Source organism: Acidicapsa acidisoli (assembly GCF_025685625.1).
Classification (GTDB): Bacteria; Acidobacteriota; Terriglobia; order Terriglobales; family Acidobacteriaceae; genus Acidicapsa; species Acidicapsa acidisoli.
Map to the genome: position 1 here is coordinate 279,525 of NZ_JAGSYI010000003.1, position 19,655 is coordinate 299,179.

General features: G+C 57.6%; 19 protein-coding genes. 10 read left to right on the forward strand and 9 right to left on the reverse strand.

Features of this window, described 5'->3' with window-relative positions; genetic code table 11:
• Positions 1–102 precede the first annotated feature (102 nt).
• Entirely contained in the window at positions 103–363 is a 261-nt protein-coding gene (locus OHL23_RS18900) for a glutaredoxin family protein (protein ID WP_263353519.1), read from the reverse strand.
• Positions 364–440: 77 nt separating this feature from the next.
• Here OHL23_RS18900 and OHL23_RS18905 point away from each other — a divergent pair, with 77 nt between their 5' ends.
• Positions 441–944: a cupin domain-containing protein gene (locus tag OHL23_RS18905; protein WP_263353520.1), complete on the forward strand. Its 504-nt coding sequence runs from the start codon at positions 441–443 to the stop codon at positions 942–944.
• An 11-nt stretch (positions 945–955) separates the two neighbouring features.
• On the opposite strand, the gene tadA is transcribed toward OHL23_RS18905, so the two are convergent.
• From tadA to OHL23_RS18920, 3 genes are read right to left on the reverse strand one after another with little or no spacing between them, the layout of a single operon-like run.
• On the reverse strand, positions 956–1,402 hold the full coding sequence (tadA, locus tag OHL23_RS18910) for a tRNA adenosine(34) deaminase TadA (RefSeq protein ID WP_263353521.1): 447 nt from the start codon (positions 1,400–1,402) through the stop codon (positions 956–958).
• A 44-nt stretch (positions 1,403–1,446) separates the two neighbouring features.
• Positions 1,447–2,538: an agmatine deiminase family protein gene (locus OHL23_RS18915; RefSeq protein ID WP_263353522.1), complete on the reverse strand. Its 1,092-nt coding sequence runs from the start codon at positions 2,536–2,538 to the stop codon at positions 1,447–1,449.
• Between the two features lie 2 nt (positions 2,539–2,540).
• On the reverse strand, positions 2,541–3,488 hold the full coding sequence (locus OHL23_RS18920) for a carbon-nitrogen hydrolase (protein WP_263353523.1): 948 nt from the start codon (positions 3,486–3,488) through the stop codon (positions 2,541–2,543).
• Positions 3,489–3,771: 283 nt separating this feature from the next.
• On the opposite strand from OHL23_RS18920, the gene OHL23_RS18925 reads away from it, so the two are divergent.
• The 3 genes from OHL23_RS18925 (at position 3,772) to OHL23_RS18935 (ending at position 9,803) form a co-directional block, all read left to right on the forward strand.
• Positions 3,772–5,172 carry an NADP-dependent isocitrate dehydrogenase gene (locus OHL23_RS18925; protein ID WP_263353524.1) on the forward strand — a complete coding sequence of 467 codons (1,401 nt, stop codon included), beginning with the start codon at positions 3,772–3,774 and terminating at the stop codon, positions 5,170–5,172.
• 42 nt (positions 5,173–5,214) lie between these two features.
• Positions 5,215–6,141 (forward strand): malate dehydrogenase, encoded by a 927-nt coding sequence (mdh, locus tag OHL23_RS18930; RefSeq protein WP_263353525.1) that lies wholly within the window; start codon positions 5,215–5,217, stop codon positions 6,139–6,141.
• Between the two features lie 287 nt (positions 6,142–6,428).
• Positions 6,429–9,803 carry a TonB-dependent receptor gene (locus OHL23_RS18935; RefSeq protein WP_263353526.1) on the forward strand — a complete coding sequence of 1,125 codons (3,375 nt, stop codon included), beginning with the start codon at positions 6,429–6,431 and terminating at the stop codon, positions 9,801–9,803.
• Positions 9,804–9,920: 117 nt separating this feature from the next.
• Here the strand turns inward: OHL23_RS18935 and OHL23_RS18940 are convergent, their stop codons facing one another.
• From OHL23_RS18940 to OHL23_RS18950, 3 genes are all read right to left on the reverse strand, one after another.
• On the reverse strand, positions 9,921–10,451 hold the full coding sequence (locus tag OHL23_RS18940; RefSeq protein WP_263353527.1) for a peptidylprolyl isomerase: 531 nt from the start codon (positions 10,449–10,451) through the stop codon (positions 9,921–9,923).
• Positions 10,452–10,560: 109 nt separating this feature from the next.
• Positions 10,561–11,325 (reverse strand): peptidylprolyl isomerase, encoded by a 765-nt coding sequence (locus tag OHL23_RS18945; protein ID WP_263353528.1) that lies wholly within the window; start codon positions 11,323–11,325, stop codon positions 10,561–10,563.
• A gap of 98 nt (positions 11,326–11,423) precedes the next feature.
• Positions 11,424–12,380 (reverse strand): tetratricopeptide repeat protein, encoded by a 957-nt coding sequence (locus tag OHL23_RS18950; protein WP_263353529.1) that lies wholly within the window; start codon positions 12,378–12,380, stop codon positions 11,424–11,426.
• A gap of 358 nt (positions 12,381–12,738) precedes the next feature.
• On the opposite strand from OHL23_RS18950, the gene OHL23_RS18955 reads away from it, so the two are divergent.
• The 3 genes from OHL23_RS18955 (at position 12,739) to OHL23_RS18965 (ending at position 15,648) form a co-directional block, all read left to right on the forward strand.
• Positions 12,739–14,481, forward strand: a complete 1,743-nt coding sequence (locus OHL23_RS18955; protein ID WP_263353530.1) for a CHASE3 domain-containing protein — start codon at positions 12,739–12,741, stop codon at positions 14,479–14,481.
• Positions 14,482–14,653: 172 nt separating this feature from the next.
• Positions 14,654–15,262 (forward strand): hypothetical protein, encoded by a 609-nt coding sequence (locus tag OHL23_RS18960; protein ID WP_263353531.1) that lies wholly within the window; start codon positions 14,654–14,656, stop codon positions 15,260–15,262.
• 128 nt (positions 15,263–15,390) lie between these two features.
• Positions 15,391–15,648: a hypothetical protein gene (locus OHL23_RS18965; protein WP_263353532.1), complete on the forward strand. Its 258-nt coding sequence runs from the start codon at positions 15,391–15,393 to the stop codon at positions 15,646–15,648.
• Positions 15,649–15,651: 3 nt separating this feature from the next.
• Here OHL23_RS18965 and OHL23_RS18970 read toward each other — a convergent pair whose 3' ends face one another.
• Positions 15,652–16,200, reverse strand: a complete 549-nt coding sequence (locus OHL23_RS18970) for a hypothetical protein (protein ID WP_263353533.1) — start codon at positions 16,198–16,200, stop codon at positions 15,652–15,654.
• Positions 16,201–16,256: 56 nt separating this feature from the next.
• Between OHL23_RS18970 and OHL23_RS18975 the strand changes: the two genes are divergently transcribed.
• From OHL23_RS18975 to OHL23_RS18985, 3 genes are all read left to right on the forward strand, one after another.
• Positions 16,257–17,105 (forward strand): hypothetical protein, encoded by an 849-nt coding sequence (locus tag OHL23_RS18975; RefSeq protein ID WP_263353534.1) that lies wholly within the window; start codon positions 16,257–16,259, stop codon positions 17,103–17,105.
• Between the two features lie 186 nt (positions 17,106–17,291).
• Positions 17,292–17,525, forward strand: coding sequence for a hypothetical protein (locus tag OHL23_RS18980; protein WP_263353535.1), 234 nt, complete (start codon positions 17,292–17,294; stop codon positions 17,523–17,525).
• Positions 17,526–17,644: 119 nt separating this feature from the next.
• On the forward strand, positions 17,645–18,790 hold the full coding sequence (locus OHL23_RS18985) for a G1 family glutamic endopeptidase (RefSeq protein ID WP_263353536.1): 1,146 nt from the start codon (positions 17,645–17,647) through the stop codon (positions 18,788–18,790).
• Positions 18,791–18,887: 97 nt separating this feature from the next.
• Here OHL23_RS18985 and OHL23_RS18990 read toward each other — a convergent pair whose 3' ends face one another.
• The gene (locus tag OHL23_RS18990) at positions 18,888–19,544 is read right to left on the reverse strand and encodes a zinc ribbon domain-containing protein (protein ID WP_263353537.1); all 657 of its coding nucleotides are present in this window, start codon (positions 19,542–19,544) and stop codon (positions 18,888–18,890) included.
• Positions 19,545–19,655: the final 111 nt, after the last annotated feature.

Here is a 19,655-nt window from a genome sequence, read left to right on the forward strand (position 1 = left end):
TCGCCAGACCAGGCGGAATACGGAGCGGCTGTGGCCCATCCCAGCCGCCTTCCATTCCTGCGTCTGGATTGCCACGTCTGGATCGCCGGATCTGGGCCCTGGCTACAGTCTCGTGTTGATTCCAAAGCGAGCGTCAAGCTCGTCGTAGAGGATTCCGCGCCCCGGCTTGTACGGCTGAAACCACTCGCCGTCCAGCACAAGCTGCGGAATGGCGCGTTTGCCGACATGGCGCAACACCTCGGCGGCAGCGGCAGGTTCAGCCTCGATGTCGATCTCGGTAAAGGCGATGCCGTGCGTGTCGAGATAGCGCTTCGTCTCGCGACAGTCGCGGCACCACGGCGCGGAATACATGAGAATTTGCATGCCAGCAATTCTAGCCTGAGCATCAAGATTTCGTAATGGCCATGCGCGTCAAAGCCATACAACAATAGGATCAGACCATGACCACCCCACCCCATTTGACAGCCGCCCAGATCAAGGAGCTGCTACGGCTTAGTACCCACCCAATGGAAGGCGGCTTTTTCCGCCGGACCTACACCTCAGAGCTGACCGTCGAACTGGAACGAGGCCAACGAGCCGCAGGCACCGCGATCTACTACCTCCTCGAACCCGACACCTTCTCTGAAATGCACATGCTCGCATCGGACGAACTGTTCCATTTCTATCTCGGAGACCCGGTCGAGATGCTCCAGCTCTGGCCGGACGGGCGCTCCGAAATCGTGGCCCTGGGCCCCGACCTGGCCGCCGGTCAACATGTGCAATTGCTGGTTCCGGCGGGCGTCTGGCAAGGAACTCGCCTGATCGGAGACGGCAAAGTGGCGCTCCTGGGCTGCACCGTCGTTCCTGGCTTCGATTTTGCGGACTATACGCGCGGAAATTTTGCGGAGTTGGCTGAGCAATGGCCGGACCAGGCTGAGCGAATCCGGTATCTGACGCGGAGATGACTATCTACTGACTACCGCCGCTCGCGAAAAAACGCCCGCAGCAATTCACTCGACTCTGCCGCCAGCAGCCCCGAATCAAGCTGCATCTGGTGATTCAGCCGGGGGTGGTTGATCACCGAAAGCACCGAACCGGCAGCGCCAGCCTTCGGATCGGCGGTCGCATAGACCACGCGGTCCAGCCGCGCATGCACCAGCGCCCCGGCGCACATGGAGCAGGGCTCCAGCGTCACAAACATGGTGCAGCCATTGAGCCGGTGATTGCCCAGCGCCTGCCCGGCAGCACGCAGCGCCACGACTTCAGCGTGGGCCGTCGGGTCATTGTCGCGCAGAACGCGATTCTGTGCCCGCACCAGCACTTCGTCCTGATAGACAAGCACAGCACCCACCGGCACTTCGCCTGCCTGTCCGGCGGCAATAGCCTCATCGAGCGCAAATTGGAGATAGTCGAGATCGTTCATTCCGCTTCAATCATTCTTACATTTCGCCTGCGAAGCGAACGACGTCAGAACCCGGCGGGCTGCTGCTGAGTCATGCAGTGCAGCGTTCCCAGACCCCAGACGAGATCCACCGAGTGGATTCCGATGACCTCCCGATCCGGGAAAAGCTCGGCCAGAATGCCCAGCGCAACGCGATCATTTGGGTCATGGAAGGTCGGCACCAGCACCAGCCCATTGGCGATGTAGAAATTCGCGTAGCTGGCCGGCAATCGCTGTCCTCGAAAGACTACCGGGCGCGGCAGCGGCAGCTCGACAATCGTCCACTGCTTGCCGTCGGGAGTGCGTGAAGCCTTAAGCCGCGCCAGATTCTCAGCCAGCGGCGCGTGATTCTCGTCGGCCGTATTCGGTTCAACTGCGGTAACGATCGTCGAGGGACCGACAAATCGGGTAATGTCGTCGACGTGCCCGTGGGTGTCGTCGCCTGCAACGCCGCGATCCATCCACAGGACCTGCTCAATGCCCAGGTAATCGCGAAATGCCGCCTCAAGCTGCTCGCGGCTGACGCCAGGGTTGCGCTGCTGAACCTCGCTCAGCAGGCACTCTTCCGTCGTAATCAGCGTTCCCGCGCCATTGACGTCGATGCTTCCACCCTCCAGAACAAGGCGGTGCTTTGTTCCATCAGCGAGCGTCACCTTTGGCTGCCATCGCTGCATATCGAGCAGCTCTGACACGTGCCCCGGAACCTGATCGTCGAGCCGCCAGTCGTCATACTTGGCCCAGGCGTTGAACTTCCAGTCCGTGATCGCCAACTCGCCAGACGGGTTTTTCACAAAAATCGGCCCAGAATCCCGCAGCCAGACGCGATCGGTCGGCCACCGGTGAAAGCTGACCTGACCAAGATTAGCCCCGGCGCGCTTCAAAATCGAAGCCGCCCGCTGCTCCTGCGCCTCGCCATGCACCAGGATATGCACATTCTCCCGCTGCGAAAGCAGCCGAACGATCTCCGCATAGACCCACGGAATCGCCGCGAACTTTCCGGGCCAGTCCGACGCATTGTAAGGCCAGCCGATCCAGGTTCCCTCGTGCGATTCCCACTCGGCGGGCATCTTGTACCCAAGTTCGCGCGGCAATGACGCTGGCGTATCTCCCATCCCCATGCTTATTTCAGCTCCGCCAGCAAGGGATCGGGGTCCAGGAATCGTTGCGTAACGCCACCGTAGGCATCGATGCGGCGGTCGCGCAAGAAGGGCCAGTTGCGGCGCGTGTCTTCAAGCAGCGCAGGATCGATTTCTGCAATCAGCACTTCTTCGGCGTCGTGCGAGGCCTTGGCGATGATCCGTCCAAACGGATCAGCTACAAATGAACCGCCCCAGAACTCCAGCCCCGGTCCCTCGACGCGATTTCCAAGCACATCGCCCTGCTCATGTCCGACGCGGTTTACGCCCATGACATACACGCCGTTGGCAATTGCATGGGCTCGCTGGATCGTCTGCCAGGCGTCATACTGCGCCGCGCCAAACTCAGCCTTCTCCGCCGGATGCCAGCCGATAGCCGTCGGATAGAAAAGGGCTTCCGCGCCCTGAAGCGCAGTCAGACGCGCACCTTCCGGATACCATTGATCCCAGCACACGAGCGTCCCGATACGCCCGAATGCCGTATCGACAGCCTGGAAGCCCCGATCGCCCGGCGTGAAGTAGAACTTCTCGTAATACAGCGGATCGTCCGGAATGTGCATCTTGCGGTAAACGCTCGCTATGTTGCCATCCGTATGAAAGGTGACTGCCGTATTGTGATACAGCCCGGCGGCGCGGCGCTCAAAGAGCGAAGCAATCACCACGGTGCGCGTCTCTCGCGCCACTTCGCCGATGGCCGCGGTGCCGGGGCCGGGTATAGCCTCCGCGAGATCGAAAAGCCGAATATCTTCGCGCTGGCAGAAATATTGCGCCTGAAAAAGCTCCGGCAGACAGACAACATTGGCACCCAGGCGCGCGGCTTCACGAATGTGATTCAGCGCCGCAGCCAGATTGGCCTTGGGGTCAGGCCCCATGTGCATCTGGACCAGTCCGACGTTGTATTTTCTTGATTTGGTGCTTGCGAGGTGTGACATTTCCTGTATTTCTCCGGACGTTTCCGCTTGAAAACACGACAGCTCAGACCTTCGAGTTTATCGCATCGCTGATGAGCGGAACCTATCTTTAGATGCGAAGCCGGCGCGTTCGATGCGAGATTGACCCGGCGTTCACAAATACGACCCGTAAGACAGGTTTCCGTCGGAATTGCCACCTCTAAATTCAGAGTGTTAGCCTCTTCTTTCGGCTTAATAATGGCGTGTTTTTGTTGTGAAGAGCTGAATATCGAATCTGAATCGTCGAAAGGAAACGGGGAGATCAATGCAGAGTAGCTACAACGGATTGGCTTTACCGGCAGATGGCGCGCCGATCGAATATACAAATGGACAATTCACTGTTCCCGACAACCCAATCATTCCCTTCATCGAAGGCGACGGCACCGGCCGCGACATCTGGAAAGCATCGCAGCGAGTCTTTGATGCAGCTGTCGAGAAAGCCTACGGCGGCAAGCGGGCAATCAAGTGGTTCGAAATCTACGCAGGCGAAAAAGCCTTCCGTCAGTTCAGTACATGGCTGCCCGACGACAGCGTAAACGCAGCCCGCGACCTGCGCGTTTCCATCAAAGGACCGCTGACCACCCCCGTAGGCGGTGGCATCCGCTCTCTGAATGTGGCCCTCCGGCAGATTCTGGACCTCTACTCCTGCGTCCGCCCGGTCAAGTACTACTCCGGCGTGCCGTCGCCCGTGAAGCATCCCGAGAAGCTGGACATCCTGCTCTTCCGCGAAAATACCGAAGATGTCTATTCAGGCATTGAATTCAAGCAGGGTTCGGCCGACGTCGCGAAGCTCATCGACTTCCTCAACAACGATCTGCTGAAGGGCGGCAAAAAGCAGGTGCGCACTGATTCGGGCGTCGGCATCAAGCCGATCTCGATCTTTGGCACCAAGCGGCTCGTTCGCGCTGCCATTCGTGCTGCCCTTGATACCGGGCGCAAGACCGTCACCCTCGTCCACAAGGGCAATATCCAGAAGTTCACCGAAGGCGCATTCCGCGAATGGGGCTACGAGGTCGCGGTGCAGGAGTTCCGCGAGCAGACCGTCACCGAGCGCGAGAGCTGGATTCTGGGCAACGTCGAAGCCAACCCGTCGATCACCATCGAAGAGAACGCAGCGCTGATCGAGCCCGGCCTTGAGTTCGGCACCGATGACTTCCGCAAGGAGCTCTATGCCGAGATCAAAGCCGTTCTCGATTCGATCGGCTCAACCCACGGCAATGGCCAGTGGAAGAAGAAGATCCTCGTCAATGACCGCATCGCCGACTCGATCTTCCAGCAGATCATTATTCGCCCCGAGGATTACAGCGTTCTGGCCACCTCGAACCTCAACGGAGACTACATCTCCGACGCAGCCGCAGCGCAGGTCGGCGGCCTCGGTATCGCTCCCGGCGCGAACATCGGCGACGGCTTCGCCGTCTTTGAAGCAACCCACGGCACCGCGCCCAAGTACGCGGACAAGGACATGATCAACCCCGGCTCCGTCATTCTTTCCGGCGTGATGCTGCTCGAGTTTCTGGGCTGGAAGGAAGCCGCGAAATTGGTCGAAAGCGCGCTCGAAAAGACCATCGTGCAGAAGACCGTCACCTATGACTTCGCGAGGCAGCTCGAAGGCGCAACCAAGGTTGGCACCAGCGAATTTGCCACACGCATGATCGCGAACATGTAAGTGCACTTATAACTTGTGCGCAAAGCACAAATGAGGAGAAGTATGCGGAAGAAAGTAAGTATCGTAGGCGCCGGTAATGTGGGCGCCACAGCGGCGCATTGGATTGCCGCCAAGGAACTAGCTGATGTTGTTCTGATCGATGTCGTCGAGGGCATTCCTCAGGGCAAGGCGCTGGACCTGCTCGAAGCCATGCCCATTGAAAAACGCGACGTGCACGTGACCGGCGCGAACGACTACGCCGCCACGGCGCACTCCGACATTGTGGTGATTACGGCGGGCATTCCGCGCAAGCCCGGAATGAGCCGCGACGACCTGCTGCACACCAACTACAAGATCATGTCCGACGTGGTCGCAAAAGTCGTGGCGCAGTCGCCCGAAGCGATTCTCATCATCGTCTCCAACCCGCTCGACGCCATGGCGCAGGCTGCTTTCAAGCAGTCCGGATTCAACCGCGAGCGTGTCATCGGCATGGCAGGCATCCTGGACTCAGCCCGCTTCCGCACCTTCATCGCGGAAGAGCTGAACGTCAGCGTCGAAAACGTGACTGCCTTTGTCCTCGGCGGCCACGGCGATACGATGGTCCCTCTGCCGCGCTACTCAACGGTTGCTGGCATTCCCATCACTGAGCTGATCGCCGAGGATCGCCTCGCTGCTATCGTGCAGCGCACGCGCGACGGCGGCGCGGAGATCGTGAAGCATCTCAAGACCGGCAGCGCGTACTACGCTCCTTCCGCTGCCGCAGTCGAGATGGTCGAAGCGATTCTCAAGGACAAGAAGAAGATCGTGCCCTGCGCGGCTTTCCTGCAAGGCGAATACGGCATCGAGGGCTATTACATCGGCGTTCCCTGCAAGCTGGGCGCGGCTGGCCTTGAGCAGATCATCGAAATCAAGCTCACAGCCGAAGAAGATGCAGCCCTCAAGAAGAGCGCCGATGCAGTCAAGGAACTCTGCGCAGTGATCGGCGTCTAGCCTTTCAATATCTCCCGAACTGATTACGAAGGGGCTGCTCAATCCAAGAGCGGCCCTTTTCCTTTCTTCCTCGCATCTCTCCGCCTTTCGGTGGATGAAGGCGTGCACCTTTCGACCCAAGACAATCGCGCACTGCAACAGTAGCGTAACCCTCATATCTCTTTTCGGAAACGTGTCAGCGTTGAGCTTGTGGGAATGCACTCCCAAGCTGAAGTTCCGCGGAAAAATCGGACTTTGCACGAAGAGGATGCATATAGGCCAACACGTCAGGCCTTTTGGGAGGATCAATGCTACGCAGATGCCTGTTGTCCGTCCTCGTTCTGCTGATGCCGTTCGCGGCGCATGCTCAAAGCAATTACGGCCTGATTCGGGGTTCGGTCCTCGATCCGCAGCATCACCCGATTCCAAATGCACAGGTGAGGTTGACTGCGAACGCCACCGGTGCATCCCGTGAAGTTACCGCCAACGCAGTCGGACTCTTTGAAGCAGCCGGCCTGCAACCGGACAGCTACGAGTTAAAGGTGCAGAGCTCCGGTTTCAGCGACGCAATCCAAACGGTCAATCTCGAAGTTGGCCAACAAACGACGCTCGATATCGTCATGGCCATCGGCACTCAGACCCAGACCGTGAGCGTCTCCGAGCGGGGCGAACTTCTCAAGACACAGGACTCCAGCGTCGGCGAAGTGGTGGATGAGAGATCCGTGGAGAACCTGCCCCTGAATGGGCGCATGCTCATTGATCTCGTCCTCACCGTCCCAGGAGCCCACGTAAGTCACGGAGCAGCAACCGGCGACATGAATCCCCTGTATTGGCGCCCCGGACAACGATCGGCAGTGAGCATCGGCGGCAATCGCCCCAACGCCAACTACTTTCTGCTCGATGGCGCAACCAATACCGATCCGACATTCAGCACCCAGAACCTTAGCGCCTCTCCGGATGCCGTGCAGGAGTTTCAGGTGCAGACCGGTAGTTATTCAGCCGAAATGGGCGGGGCAGGAGGCGGCCAGATCAACATCGTCACACGCTCCGGTTCCAGCCATTTCCACGGCACCGCGTATGAGTTCCTGCGCAACGGCGCAATGGACGCGCATTCATTCAACCAGATGGGCGGATCGAATTTCCTCGTGCAGAACAACTTTGGCGCCTCGCTCGGTGGTCCCTTGTGGCACACAGGCAAGACCTTCTTCTTTCTGAACTACGAGGCGCTGCGAAACGTGGAGACCATGTCCATGGTGGACACCGTGCCCACTGCAGCCGAGGCCGCGGGAGATTTCAGCCAGAGCGGCGTCGACATCTTCGATCCGAATACGACGCGAGCCAACCCCGGCTATAACCCAAGCCTGCCAGTGAGCAAGAGCAATCCTCAATACATTCGTGACCAGTTCTCCTATAACGGAGTGCTGAACGTGATCCCGCCAGAGCGTCTGGGCTCGGCAGCCAAAATCATGCTGCAGAAGTACACTCCCCAGCCCAACACCTCAGGCATGATGGGCATGACGATGATGGGTCAACCCACCGTTGTGGGTGCGGGAAACGACGCCAATAACTACCTGGACGCGCGCAAGAGCCAGATGATGGACGACCAGGGCACAGTGCGCGTCGATCACGATTTCGCCGGGGGAGACGTCGCCTTTATCCGTTACAGCGCGGCCGGCGAACACGGTTTCATGCCAGAGAATCTGCCAGGCTTCGGCTTCTACCACGACGATCTGTCGCAGCAAGGAACAGGCGCTTGGACTCACCTCGTTTCGAACCAAATGGTCAACATTGCGTCGGTTGCCGTTTCGCGTCTGGTAATGATGCACACCACCGAGAGCGCGAACAAGAACGACATCGTGTCGGAACTCGGCATCACCGGCACGGGATTTGGAGGCCCCGGAGCGTGGGGTGCGCCTTACTTCACTGTGCAGGGCTATTCTCCGATGGGCGACAACTATCTGGGCACACCCATGCACGCCTGGGACACGGTAGTCGAAGGCCGCGACTCGCTGGGCTGGCAGCTTGGGCGGCACAGTCTGAAGTTTGGCGCAGCCTATCAACGCTTCATCTGGCCGATGTGGGGGTTCTTTCAGAATCGCGGCTACTATCAGTTCACCAACGGGTACACGACCAAAGACGCTCTGAACGACGGCACGGGTTCGGCGATGGCCAGCTTCCTCCTTCAACTGCCGGCAGCGCGCCAAGGCCAGGTGGGTGTTCCGCAGATGAACCTGCGGCAGTGGTATGCGGACGGCTTCGCGCAGGATGCATGGCGGCTGACGACCACAACTACGCTGAATTACGGCGTCCGCTACGAGTACATGAGCCCCCTGGTGGACATTCACTACACGAACAGCAATCTCGTGATTACAGACGGCACTCCCCAGGTATTCATCGGCGGCCAAAACGGATATCCCAGCGGATTGATGTACTCCAACAAAGCGAACTTCGCGCCGCGCCTTGGCCTCGCGCAGAGCCTGCCCCGGCTTGGACTGGTAGCGCACGTCGCCTACGGCGTCTTCTACACGCCGGTGGATATGAACACCTGGTGCAATCAGCGCCACAACGTCCCTTACGTCTTCCCGGAAACCTCGCAGAGCGATCCCTACATTCCTTCGATCACAACACTGAACTTCCCTGCCCCGGTTCTGGGCACCACCGCCGTGAGCTTCACCGGATTGCAGTTGCACGCTCCGGCCCAGTATGTCCAGCAATGGAGCGCCTCGCTTGAGAAGCAACTCGGCAAGGACACTACCGTAGAGGTCGGCTATCTCGGCGCAGGCGGCTTCCACCTGCAGCGCTCGCATCTGATCAACAACGCTTTGCCCGGCGCAGGGTTGATCCAGCCGCGGCGACCATTTCCCAAGATCAGCTTCGTTCCCAACACCGTCTTTCCGGCTACAACGAAAGTGACCAGTACCACGTTCCCAGTCAGCACCATCAACCTGCTCGAAAATACGGCGCAAAGCTGGTACGACGCAGGCTACATCAATGTACGGCGGCGCTCGTCTCATGGATTGAGCCTGCTCGCCAATTACACCTTTGCGAAGGCGTTGGAGAACGCACCGGATTTCCGCTCGCCGATGTTTGAGGCCGCCACGCCGCAAGACAACGACAACCTGGATGCCGAGAAAGGACCGGGCTGCGACATCCGGCACAGATTCTCAGCCAGCGCCGTCTACAGCACTCCAACCTGGTCGCAGTCGCGGCTGACCAGAGCTATCACCAGGGACTGGCGCACCTCTGCCATTTACCAGGTGGAGACCGGATTCCCCCTCACAATCTCCGTCTTTGGCGACACGGCAAATGCTGGAACGGTCGTGGGCGAGAACCCCATTCGCGCCAATGCGACCGGTGCCGCGATCTTTGGCAAGGGAACGCGAAATTCAAATACGTGGTTCAACCCCAGCGCATTCGCCGCCCCAGCCGCCTATACCTACGGCAATGTTGGACGAAACAGCGTGTACGGTCCGGGAATGCAGACCATGGATCTGGCTGTTGTGCGGGAATTCGGCATCAGTGAAAAGGCGAGGTTTGAAACGCGAGCGGAGTTCTTCAACGCATTCAACCACACCAATCTCGGCACGCCAAATCGCTTTGTAAACACGGCAAATTTCGGAAGCGTCACCGAAGTCTCAACCCCTGGCCGGGAAATTCAACTGAGCGCAAGGCTGTCGTTCTGAAATACTCCAGCCTTGAAGGTTTCACGCGCGTGTTCCTTCCCCAGATACACGCACGGCCTTTCCTCAAGGAAAGGCCATGCGTGGCTAATCTGCACACTTGTCACAGACGGATATCTATTAAGCGACGCGCTCGATCACGACAGACTCAAGCACTACCGGCTTGTGCGGCTTGTCCTGTGAGTTGCGCGGAACACCGGTGATCTTGACCGCGATGTCCTGGCCTTCTACGACTTCGCCAAAGATCGTGTGCTTGCCGGTCAGCCACAGAGTTTCCGCCGTGGTGATAAAGAACTGGCTGCCATTGGTGCCTGGGCCGGCATTGGCCATCGCCAGCTTACCGGGCTTGTCAAAGCTGTGCGGAGAACCCTTAGTCTCATCCTGGAAGCGATAGCCGGGGCCGCCCATGCCAGTGCCCGCCGGGTCGCCGCCCTGGACCATGAAGTTCGGAATCACGCGATGAAAGACCGTTCCGTCATACAGCTTGTTCTTCGATTTAACGCCGGTCAGCGGGTGCGTCCATTCGCGTGTTCCCTCCGCCAGCTCAACGAAATTGGCGACGGTGATTGGGGCGACTTCGGGAAAGAGGCGAACGGTGATCTTGCCTTCGGTGGTGTTGAAGATGGCGTAGGTGCCGGTGGTCAGTGCCATGGAATACTCCTGTGAAGTGTGTTTGCCTGTAGACGCATCCGTTCGCGTCGTAAGGGTTGAGTGATTACGGAAACGCACAATCGCGATGCCGGGAAATTCTGGTCTGTCTCTATTTAGTCTGCGGGGTGGGCTGTGCCGAGGGCTTGGAATCCGTCGCGCTGGCAGCCGGTGCAGGCGGAAGCGGCTTCCCTTCTGGCACAATCGTGACCTTGCGCAAAATCACCGGCGTATCCGGCTTGTCGTCCGAGTTGCGCGGAACGCGGGCAATTGCTTTCACTACCTCAATGCCATCCTGATCGCACTGGCCAAAGAGCGAATAATGCTGATTGAGCGATTCATAAGCCTGTTCAGTGATAAAGAATTGGCTCCCGTCTGTGTTGGGGCCTGAGTTGGCCATGGCCAGGCGTCCGGGAACGTCAAAATTCAAGTCGGGATCGAATTCATCTTCAAACTGATAGCCGGGGTCGCCCATGCCCGTGCCCGCCGGATCGCCGCCCTGGATCATGAACTCGGGAATCACGCGATGGAAAATAGTGCCGTCATACAGCGGCTTGTTGTGCATTTTCTTGTGGGTGGTCGGGTCAGTCCAGTCCTTGGTGCCCTCGGCGAGGGCAATAAAGTTGGCGACGGTCTTTGGAGCCTGCTTCTGATAAAACTGGCAGGTAATTCGCCCCATCGAGGTATCGAAGACCACTATTGGACCATTGGGATGAATCAGCGCCGCAGCCTGCGGAGTGGGCGAATCGGGCAATTCCTCAGCCGGTGGTGTAGCAGGCTTGGTCTCGGGAGGCGGCGGAGTCGACTGAGCCAGCGCGCCTAAAGTGGCGGCAAGGGTCAAAGCAAGGACAAGACTATTGCGGGCTTCGGCTTTCATACTCCTAACAAGGTAAATCACTGCAGCAGCCCTGTGCCAGTATGAGCACGGAACCTTCCAGCCTGTGAAATGGTCTTGCGAAAAGGCTTAATGGAAACTTAGCGGAAACTGGATGCGCTCAGGGTACAGCCAACACACTGGCCGCGATATAGATCACCTAAGCCCTGTTGAGCCGAAGCCCTCAGGCGCGATGCTTCCCCGTGCGATCCGGATTGATCGAGAGCCTGGGAAAAGAGAATCTCTCCCGTCAGATATCGCGGCGATTTGCGTCCCTCAGTTTGCTCCAGGATCGTAAGTCCCTCCCGCATATTCATCAGTGCTTCCTCTATCTGATCGTTTGCCGCATAAGCCCTGCCAAGAATCAGATAGGACCATCCGGTAAGTGGAAAGTGGTCCCCGTGACTATGTTTCCTCAGGTCGAGGGTATGCTGATACCCTGCAAGCGCCGATTTGCGGTCGCCCTTTGCGCTCACAACCCATGCCTGGATTTCGCAGATCAGGGCAAGATCGTCCTCGGTAAAACCCTTTGCCGCCTTTGCTTCGATAACTGCCTTTTCGATGGCTGATTTCGCGGCTCGGATGTGATTTTGCTCCATTGCAAGCCCAGCCAGATTGGCGTAAATTCTCGCAATCCCTCGGTGGTCATTCTGCTCCTTATAGATATCGAGAGCTTGCAACCACATCCTGGAGGCGGCTTCGGCCTGGCCGGTACTTCGGCTAAGTCCGGCGAAGCAGTAGAGTGCATTGGCGTAGTCTTTGCGATTTTGTCTATCTCCCTCGAAGATGCGTAGAGCGCGCTCGTACGCGCTCTGTGATTCTTGATAACGTCCAATTTCCTGATAGGCATATCCCAACAGAGTCCACGCTCTGCCTCGCTCCGGCAGGCTCAGAGCATCGGACTCGACGAGAGGTTGAAAGCCGCGAATAGCTGAATCGAATTGCCCCTGCTTCTCAAGAAGAAGCGTTTGACTGAGTTGCTCATGCACGCTCTCCTGACCTGAAATGGCTGGAGTGAGAATGCCTGCGATCAACAGAAGTAAGTAGATGCGCGCCATAATCGGACCCTCCTTGGGGGAAACGATTTCTCCGACATCGCTGAGGGCGACGCGGCACCGCATATCGCCTGCCGATTTCTCTATGCGCGCACCATGCCATAACGGCTGTCTATGTAACCCCTTTTATATGTTGGTCATCGACAAGCCGCATCGCCCGGCCAAAAGTCGACGCATGTTCGCTTCCGACCGCTTTATTCCAAAAATGAACATGCGACTAAGAAGACCTATCCAGTTATACCGATCTCGCAAGTTCCTGCGCTTCCGGTATACACTTGAGCAGAATTCCTTTTGAATCGCCGCTACAATCAGCAGGATTCGTCTATGCGCGTGACCGGCAAACGGAGCGATGCCTCCTTCTATGCAGACCATCTACCGGCGTTTTAGTGTTGTCTCTGGATTCTCCTTTTTGTTGATCTTGCTGGTCGCGAACGCCCTGATCGTGAGACGTCAACTCGCGGCCCAGATCAGCGATCAGGAATGGATGGCACATACTCGTCAAGTTCTTTTCGAGTTGTCGGAGACCGAGTCCCTTCTGAACGATGCCGAATCCGGCCAGCGCGGCTATCTCTACACCGGCGACACAAAATACCTCGTGCCCTACAACCAGGCCATCTCCCAGGTCATGCCGCACATCGATGAAATCGCGCGGATGACCATGGATAATCCACGCCAGCAGGAGCACATTCCAGTCCTGCGCAACCTGACGCGGGACAAATTGAGCGAGCTGGCCCGAACAATCGATCTTTACCGGTCAGGAAAAACCGAAGACGCCAAGGCTCTTGTAGTTGCCGACTCCGGTCTCTTTCTGATGAACGCAATCCGGGAACAGGCCGAAGCGATGGAACAGGAAGAGCGTTCCCTTGAAGCCATCAGAGAGCCAGCCTACCAGCGAAGTCTGCAGATCACCATCGCTTCCATTTACCTCGCCAGTCTTCTTGCGGCTATCGGCCTGATCCTGCTTGCATATTTCGTACTTCGAGAGATGGACCTTCGCGAAAGACACGCAGCCCAGATTCGTGAGCGAGAAGAATGGTTCCGCGTCACACTGACTAGCCTTGGCGACGCGGTCATTGCCGCAGACAAAGACGGAAAGGTGACCTTTCTAAACCCGGTCGCCGAGCGGCTGACAGGATCGTTCCTGGAGCAGGCCCGGGGCAAGGACATCGACGAAATCTTCCCTATCTTCAACGAGCTCACGTTCGAGCCGGCGGAAAATCCTGTCCGTAAAGTCATGGAAGAGGGCAACGTGATAGGCCTTGCCAACCACACCGTGCTCCGCCATGTGAACGGAAGCCTTACTCCCATCGAAGACAGCGCCGCGCCGATCTTCGACGATCGGAACAATTTGGTCGGAGTCGTTCTGGTCTTCCGCGACGCGACGCACGAACGCGAGTCGCAGGAGATTTTGCGCAAGACCGAAAAGCTGGCGGCAGCGGCGCGGCTAGCGGCAACCTTTGCCCACGAAATCAACAATCCGCTGGAAGCTGTCATCAACCTCGTCTACATCGCCAAAGAGACCGATGGCCTGCCGAACGCGGCTCTTCAACCGCTGGAACTCGCAGAACACGAATTGGATCGCATCTCGCATATAGCGCGACAGACGCTTGGCTTCTATCGTGAATCAAAGGTGCCGGGCTCCGTCTATCTGCCCACCTTGATCGAGAACGTTCTCAAACTCTATTCCAACAAGCTCAAAGCCAAAAACATCCGTGTAGAACGCGAATTCAGCCAATGTCCGCCGATTCAAGGCCTCGCCGGCGAGTTGACGCAAGCGGTCTCCAACCTCATATCCAACGCGGCAGACGCTGTCGCATTCGATGGAACAATTCGCATAGAGGTTTCTGCCGTCCAGGAATCCAACCGCGAATGGATAAGGCTGGTCATCGAAGATGACGGCCCGGGCATCTCAGCTCACTTGAAAGAGCGCATCTTCGAGCCCTTTTTCACCACCAAGATCGACGTCGGCACCGGCCTTGGACTGTGGGTAACAAAAGAGATCGTTCATCGTCACGGCGGAACAATCTCCGTTGAACGCCTAGCCGATGCTGAGCTCCCTGGCGCCGTGTTCAGCATCCTTCTTCCTGGCACTCCAGGCAGTTAGTCACCTAATCAAAGCGAATCGCGGTCCTGTTCACTACGGGGCAGCATTCGAGCCCCTCTCGTCTCATACTCGTCTGGTTGAGTTTGCTGTCTTTTTCGATGGATCTTGTCTTGTAGAGTCTTATGACACAGGACCGTTGCTGCGGCAGACTTGCCCAAGAGAGGAGACGGCAATGCCTATTGACTTTTCCAATCCCACAGTCGTCGCAGTTCTGGCAATAGTGGTTCTCGCCATTATGATTGCCATCGCTGTCATCTGGTACAGGCGCTCGACAGCCATGCGGCTTCGCAAGCGTTTTGGATCGGAATACGAGCGAGCCGTGCTTGAACAAGGATCGGAGCGCAAAGCTGAAGAAGTCTTGGCAGACCGGGAAACACGAGTACGCAAACTGAAGCTCCGCGAATTGGGCGCTGTCCAGCGGGATCGCTTTGCGGAAGATTGGAACACCGTGCAGGCCCGCTTCGTCGATCATCCCAAAGGCGCGTTGATTGAAGCCGATGAGCTGGTCACCGCGCTCATGCAGGCGCGTGGTTATCCGGTAACCGGCTTTGAAGAGAGCGTCGACGATATCTCAGTCAACTATCCACGCGTGACAGAAAACTATCGCTCGGCGCATACAGTCGCAGTCCTCTCTGCCAGAGGTCAAGTCAGCACGGAAGAGCTGCGAACAGCAATGATTCAATATCGCAACCTCTTCGATGAGATATTGAAGACAGACTCGTCCGTGGAGTCGTCCCACTCGTGGCCGGTTGCGCATGCCACAACTCGAAGCATCCGGTAGCAATCCCGGCGCGCTGCACGTACTGGCGGCTATCTTAGCCATCCCATGGAGATAACTGCCAGTGCGAGCATCGGCCTTGCCGGCCAATTTGCACGAAATTCCAGGTCCATTCTTGGTATCATCCGTTCATGCACGAGAATGGGCGCGACAAGGGTAAGAGGCCGCGGCAGTTCGCCTCTATCTGGCGCGCCGTAATAGAAGTTGCATTTATTGTATTTCTCTTCTATTCCAATCTGTTGATGGGCGAATTCACCGTCGCTAACGGCCGTGGGAAAACTCTTGCTGCCGCATTGACGGATATATGGACGGGCACAAACTTTCTGATTGCCGTCATCTCTGCCGTGATCGGCTATCTCATCTTCGAGCAACTCAGAAAGAGGCTGTGACTATTATTCCCAGTGGCCGATCAAGGAAAGGCTTGCCGAGCCTGGCGTTTCCGCAATAGAACTGCTGCTGCTCATGTAGTAGCTATGCATAATCAAAGTCACGCGCGTTCCTCCCATCACCGCCAGGTGCACAGGCTGCGACAGCACATAATGCGGATTCTGCGTTGCAGAGCCGACCCTCGCCGCCGCAAAGCCAGTCATCTGCTCATTGCCTCCGAGCACCGAGTCGAGGTACCACTCAGCATTCCCCGGCAACTCGGCATCATAGTCCGCTTCAGCAAACAAATGGTCGATAACAAAGGTCTTGCCCGTTGGGATAGCAATGCACAAATACCCTTTGCTAGCCGGCTGCGGATAGCTATCGAACTGTTGATACTGCTCGAATTCGCTGCGGGGGCCATCGGGATAAAAACACGACTGCGCCTGATCCGAAGGAATTTGCAACTGCGGATCGTTCGAAGGCGAATTGGGATATCGCGAATGACGCTGGTGAACCTGCGCAGAGAGCATAGAGGAGCAGAGCAGTATCCCCGGCAGGAATACTCGGGACAAGCAATTCCACATATTTTTGGTCGACCTGAGGTTGGAGATAGTCGCAGCTATATTCCTTGACGCAGCCGCTCGCCGCATCGCTTGTAAAAAGTCGCCGCACCTATATCAACCATACCGGAAGAACCCCGGCACTTCCATCCTGGGCACCCCGGCGAATTGACGCGCTGGCGGCGGCTCTGCGAGACTCCGGCTGTATGCGTTATAACGGAAAACTGGAATATGCCCATGAGCGAAAGATTCGAGAGCGAAACACGCGGCGTTACCGGCTGGCACACTGGCCGCTTTGGATTACCGTCTTCTTTCTGGCCCCTGGGCCGCTGACATTTTCCCTCTTTGCGCACGGTTTCGGGTGGGGCAACGCCACCTGGCTGGCGCTGGTTCTCGTTGGCACCGGCATCGCCGGCCTGCGGGCGCAGTTGCCGGGCGTGGAATTGCGTCCCTACATCCTGCGATTCGACGAGGATAAGCCAAATCCGCTCTACCGGCGTGTTTGCTACACCTTCGCATGGAACGCAGCGGTGAACTTCGCCCTGATGAATCTGATCGGCCTGGTCATCGCAGTCGCAACAAGCCACTGGTACATGAGCCAGATCTACCGGTACGCCTACTTCCCGGTCTGCGCTGTAATCCTGCTGCTGGGCCTCGCCGGTCTGCTGCCGCGCGTAGGGCGCTCGACCAAGGGCGAAGGCACCGAGCGGCGCTATTTCTACGGCACTGTCTGGGCAGTTACCATAGCGCAGACCGTTCTGCTGATCCTGTGGAAGACGCTGCCGCAGAATCAGACAACCAATCTCGAGAAGCTCGCGGTATTCAGCGCCGTCTTGCTGCTGATGGGCATCGCGACCTACCAGGGCAAGCTGCCGCGAACCCGCCCCATTGTGCCCGGCGAATTGATGGTGGACTGACGCACAAGAGTGTACTCCCGAATATGTCGAGAATCGTGTTTTGAACATGGTATGTTGGACAGCGGTGCAGAACGCCATCGCTCTCTGGCTGTGTCGAGCGAATGCGAGTTCTATTCCAGCGGCGCCGCTTTTTCTGACGCCTGATCTATCGGAGATCCATTGGAGCCCCATCGGAGTAATAGCCCCATGAATTGCTTAATTGCCCACTGCCCTACCTCCGGCTGCTACATGCGGGTCCCAATCTGCACTCTGGCAACGGACACAATGCCGGAGTTCGACCCGACTTTCTATGTCGTAGTAACCTGCCATAGCTGCGGCAAGGAATTTCGCGAGCTCGCCTCACTTCTGGATCTCGCTCCGCAGGCCACCGTCACGGGAAAATTCCAGGCCAGATATAAGCCCTTGAAACCACAGTTCTAGCAGCGCTTCACACGTTGTCCATAAAGAAAATTCCGTTCGTTGCAACGGTTATGGCCCTTCCTGCACTATTCCGCAGACGAGTTGCTTGAACTCGGACTTCACCTCAGGAAGTAGACTCCATGACCCCCTCCAAGTACTCTTGGCGCGCGCAAAACTCCCCGCGTGCGACGCTTCGCTTCCCCGCACTGACCGCCCTCTCTCTTATGGCGGCCTTCGCACTCTCAGCATCCTCGGCAATACAGGCCCAGACTGCTCCAGCCATGACAGCCGGTCAGACCGAAGTTTCGGACGCCATCGTCTTCGCCGCGCCGCCAGCCGAGTTCAGTCCGCTCACCGCATCGCGCACCGAGCTGGAACAATATGGAATTCCGCCGCGCCCCGATCCATCCGACACGGTTCCTTTCGCGCGCTGGAAGAAGCTCGTCATGTCCCCTCAGACGCGACTCAGCGACCTGAAAGTGACTGCGACGAATATCTTCCATGGTCCCGTAAAGAATGGACAGATCAAGGGCGCAACGAACAGCACGATCTCAGCTTCCTCCAATAACTGGAGCGCTTACGCAGTCACCAGCGCCAACGGTACATTTACCGCCAATAACAGCTACGTCTACGCGGAGTGGAACGTACCCGCCGCTGGCGTGGAGAACTGCAACGATACACCGTACATGTCCTCGCAGTGGATCGGCTTCGACGGCGCCTTCATCTCAGGAGACGTCCTGCAGGCCGGCACCGAGGTCAATGCCTGCCCCTCGACCTACTCCGCCTGGTACGAGTGGTATACCAACGGCTGCACGGTGAACTCGGCCTCTCAGCCCTGCTTCTCCTACAACCTGAGCCTGCCGATCAATCCCGGCGACTTGGTCGTAGCCGAAGTCTGGTACACCACCGCCGCCCCGCACGGCCATGCGTACATGTACAACTACACCACGCAGAAATCGGCCTCGGTCGCATTCAACGAACCCACCAGCAGTTCCACCCACTACCTCGGCAACACCGTGGAATGGGTAGTAGAACGGCCCAACGGAGGCGCACCGAACCTGACCAATTACGTTGCCGATCAGTTCAACTGGACTCTTGGATATGATGGCTCCGCCTACTTCTATCCTGGATCGAGCCCGGCGACCGCGAAAGTCTATAACATCAGCATGACCTGCCCGGGATGGATTCCAAGCTCCGCATGCCCCACAACCAGGGACATCTCCACCGTCGACCTCTTCGCCGATGGGACCTTGTGGTTCTACGCCAACGGACCAGCCTACCAGTAGGAACGCCGCGCAAAGCCACTCACCGGAAAAATCCCCGCCTCGGCGGGGATTTTCCTTTCATCGAAACCAGTGAATCGTCAAACCATCCCGATCGCAACTAAGAAGGCTTGTTACTCTTCGAATGCACGATTGAGATCCGCGTCTTCCCGCCATCCTGCGACGAATTCGCGGCGACCGTCACCATCACTGATTCCTGGCTTCCTTTGTTCAGCGTCAGCAATGCGCTATTCGTCGAATCATAGACCGACGCACCGCTTCCAAGCTTGCTCCGGTAGTACTCAACTACCTGCTCCTTTGAGTCCGAAGTGACAAATACGCCTGTCACCATCGAGCCAGTCGGCAGATCCATCTTCATGCTGCCGCGCATGCCCTGCGCGCCGGGGTAAATATCCGTCCCCAATTCGGATGCAGAGTATGTTTGCGCCTCATTCGCGGAGATTGTTCCACCCGGTGTATTGATGCTCACCTGGCCATTCGGGCCCTCCACGTGAATGGAGCGTGCAACCCGCCACACCGTAAACGCGAAGATCGCCGACCCCAGCATTCCCAAACCAATGATCACCGCCACGACAATTAGAATGATCTTGACCACGTTGCCGCCGGAAGTGGGCGGAGCGGTAGCAGGTGGAGGATAGGCCATAACCTGAGCTGGCATGTGTCCACCGGCGCTGGCGGCTACCGGCGCTCCGCATGACGTGCAGAATTGAGTATCCGAAGACAATGCCGCTCCACATTTCGTACAGAAGCTCGCCATTTTAGTCTCCTTATCGACGCATCACGTGGTGAATCTCAGTTCAATCACCTGATTTTGTTTTCGTGAATTTGAGCAAATATACCTCAACCTGACAACACCGGGCATTCTTTG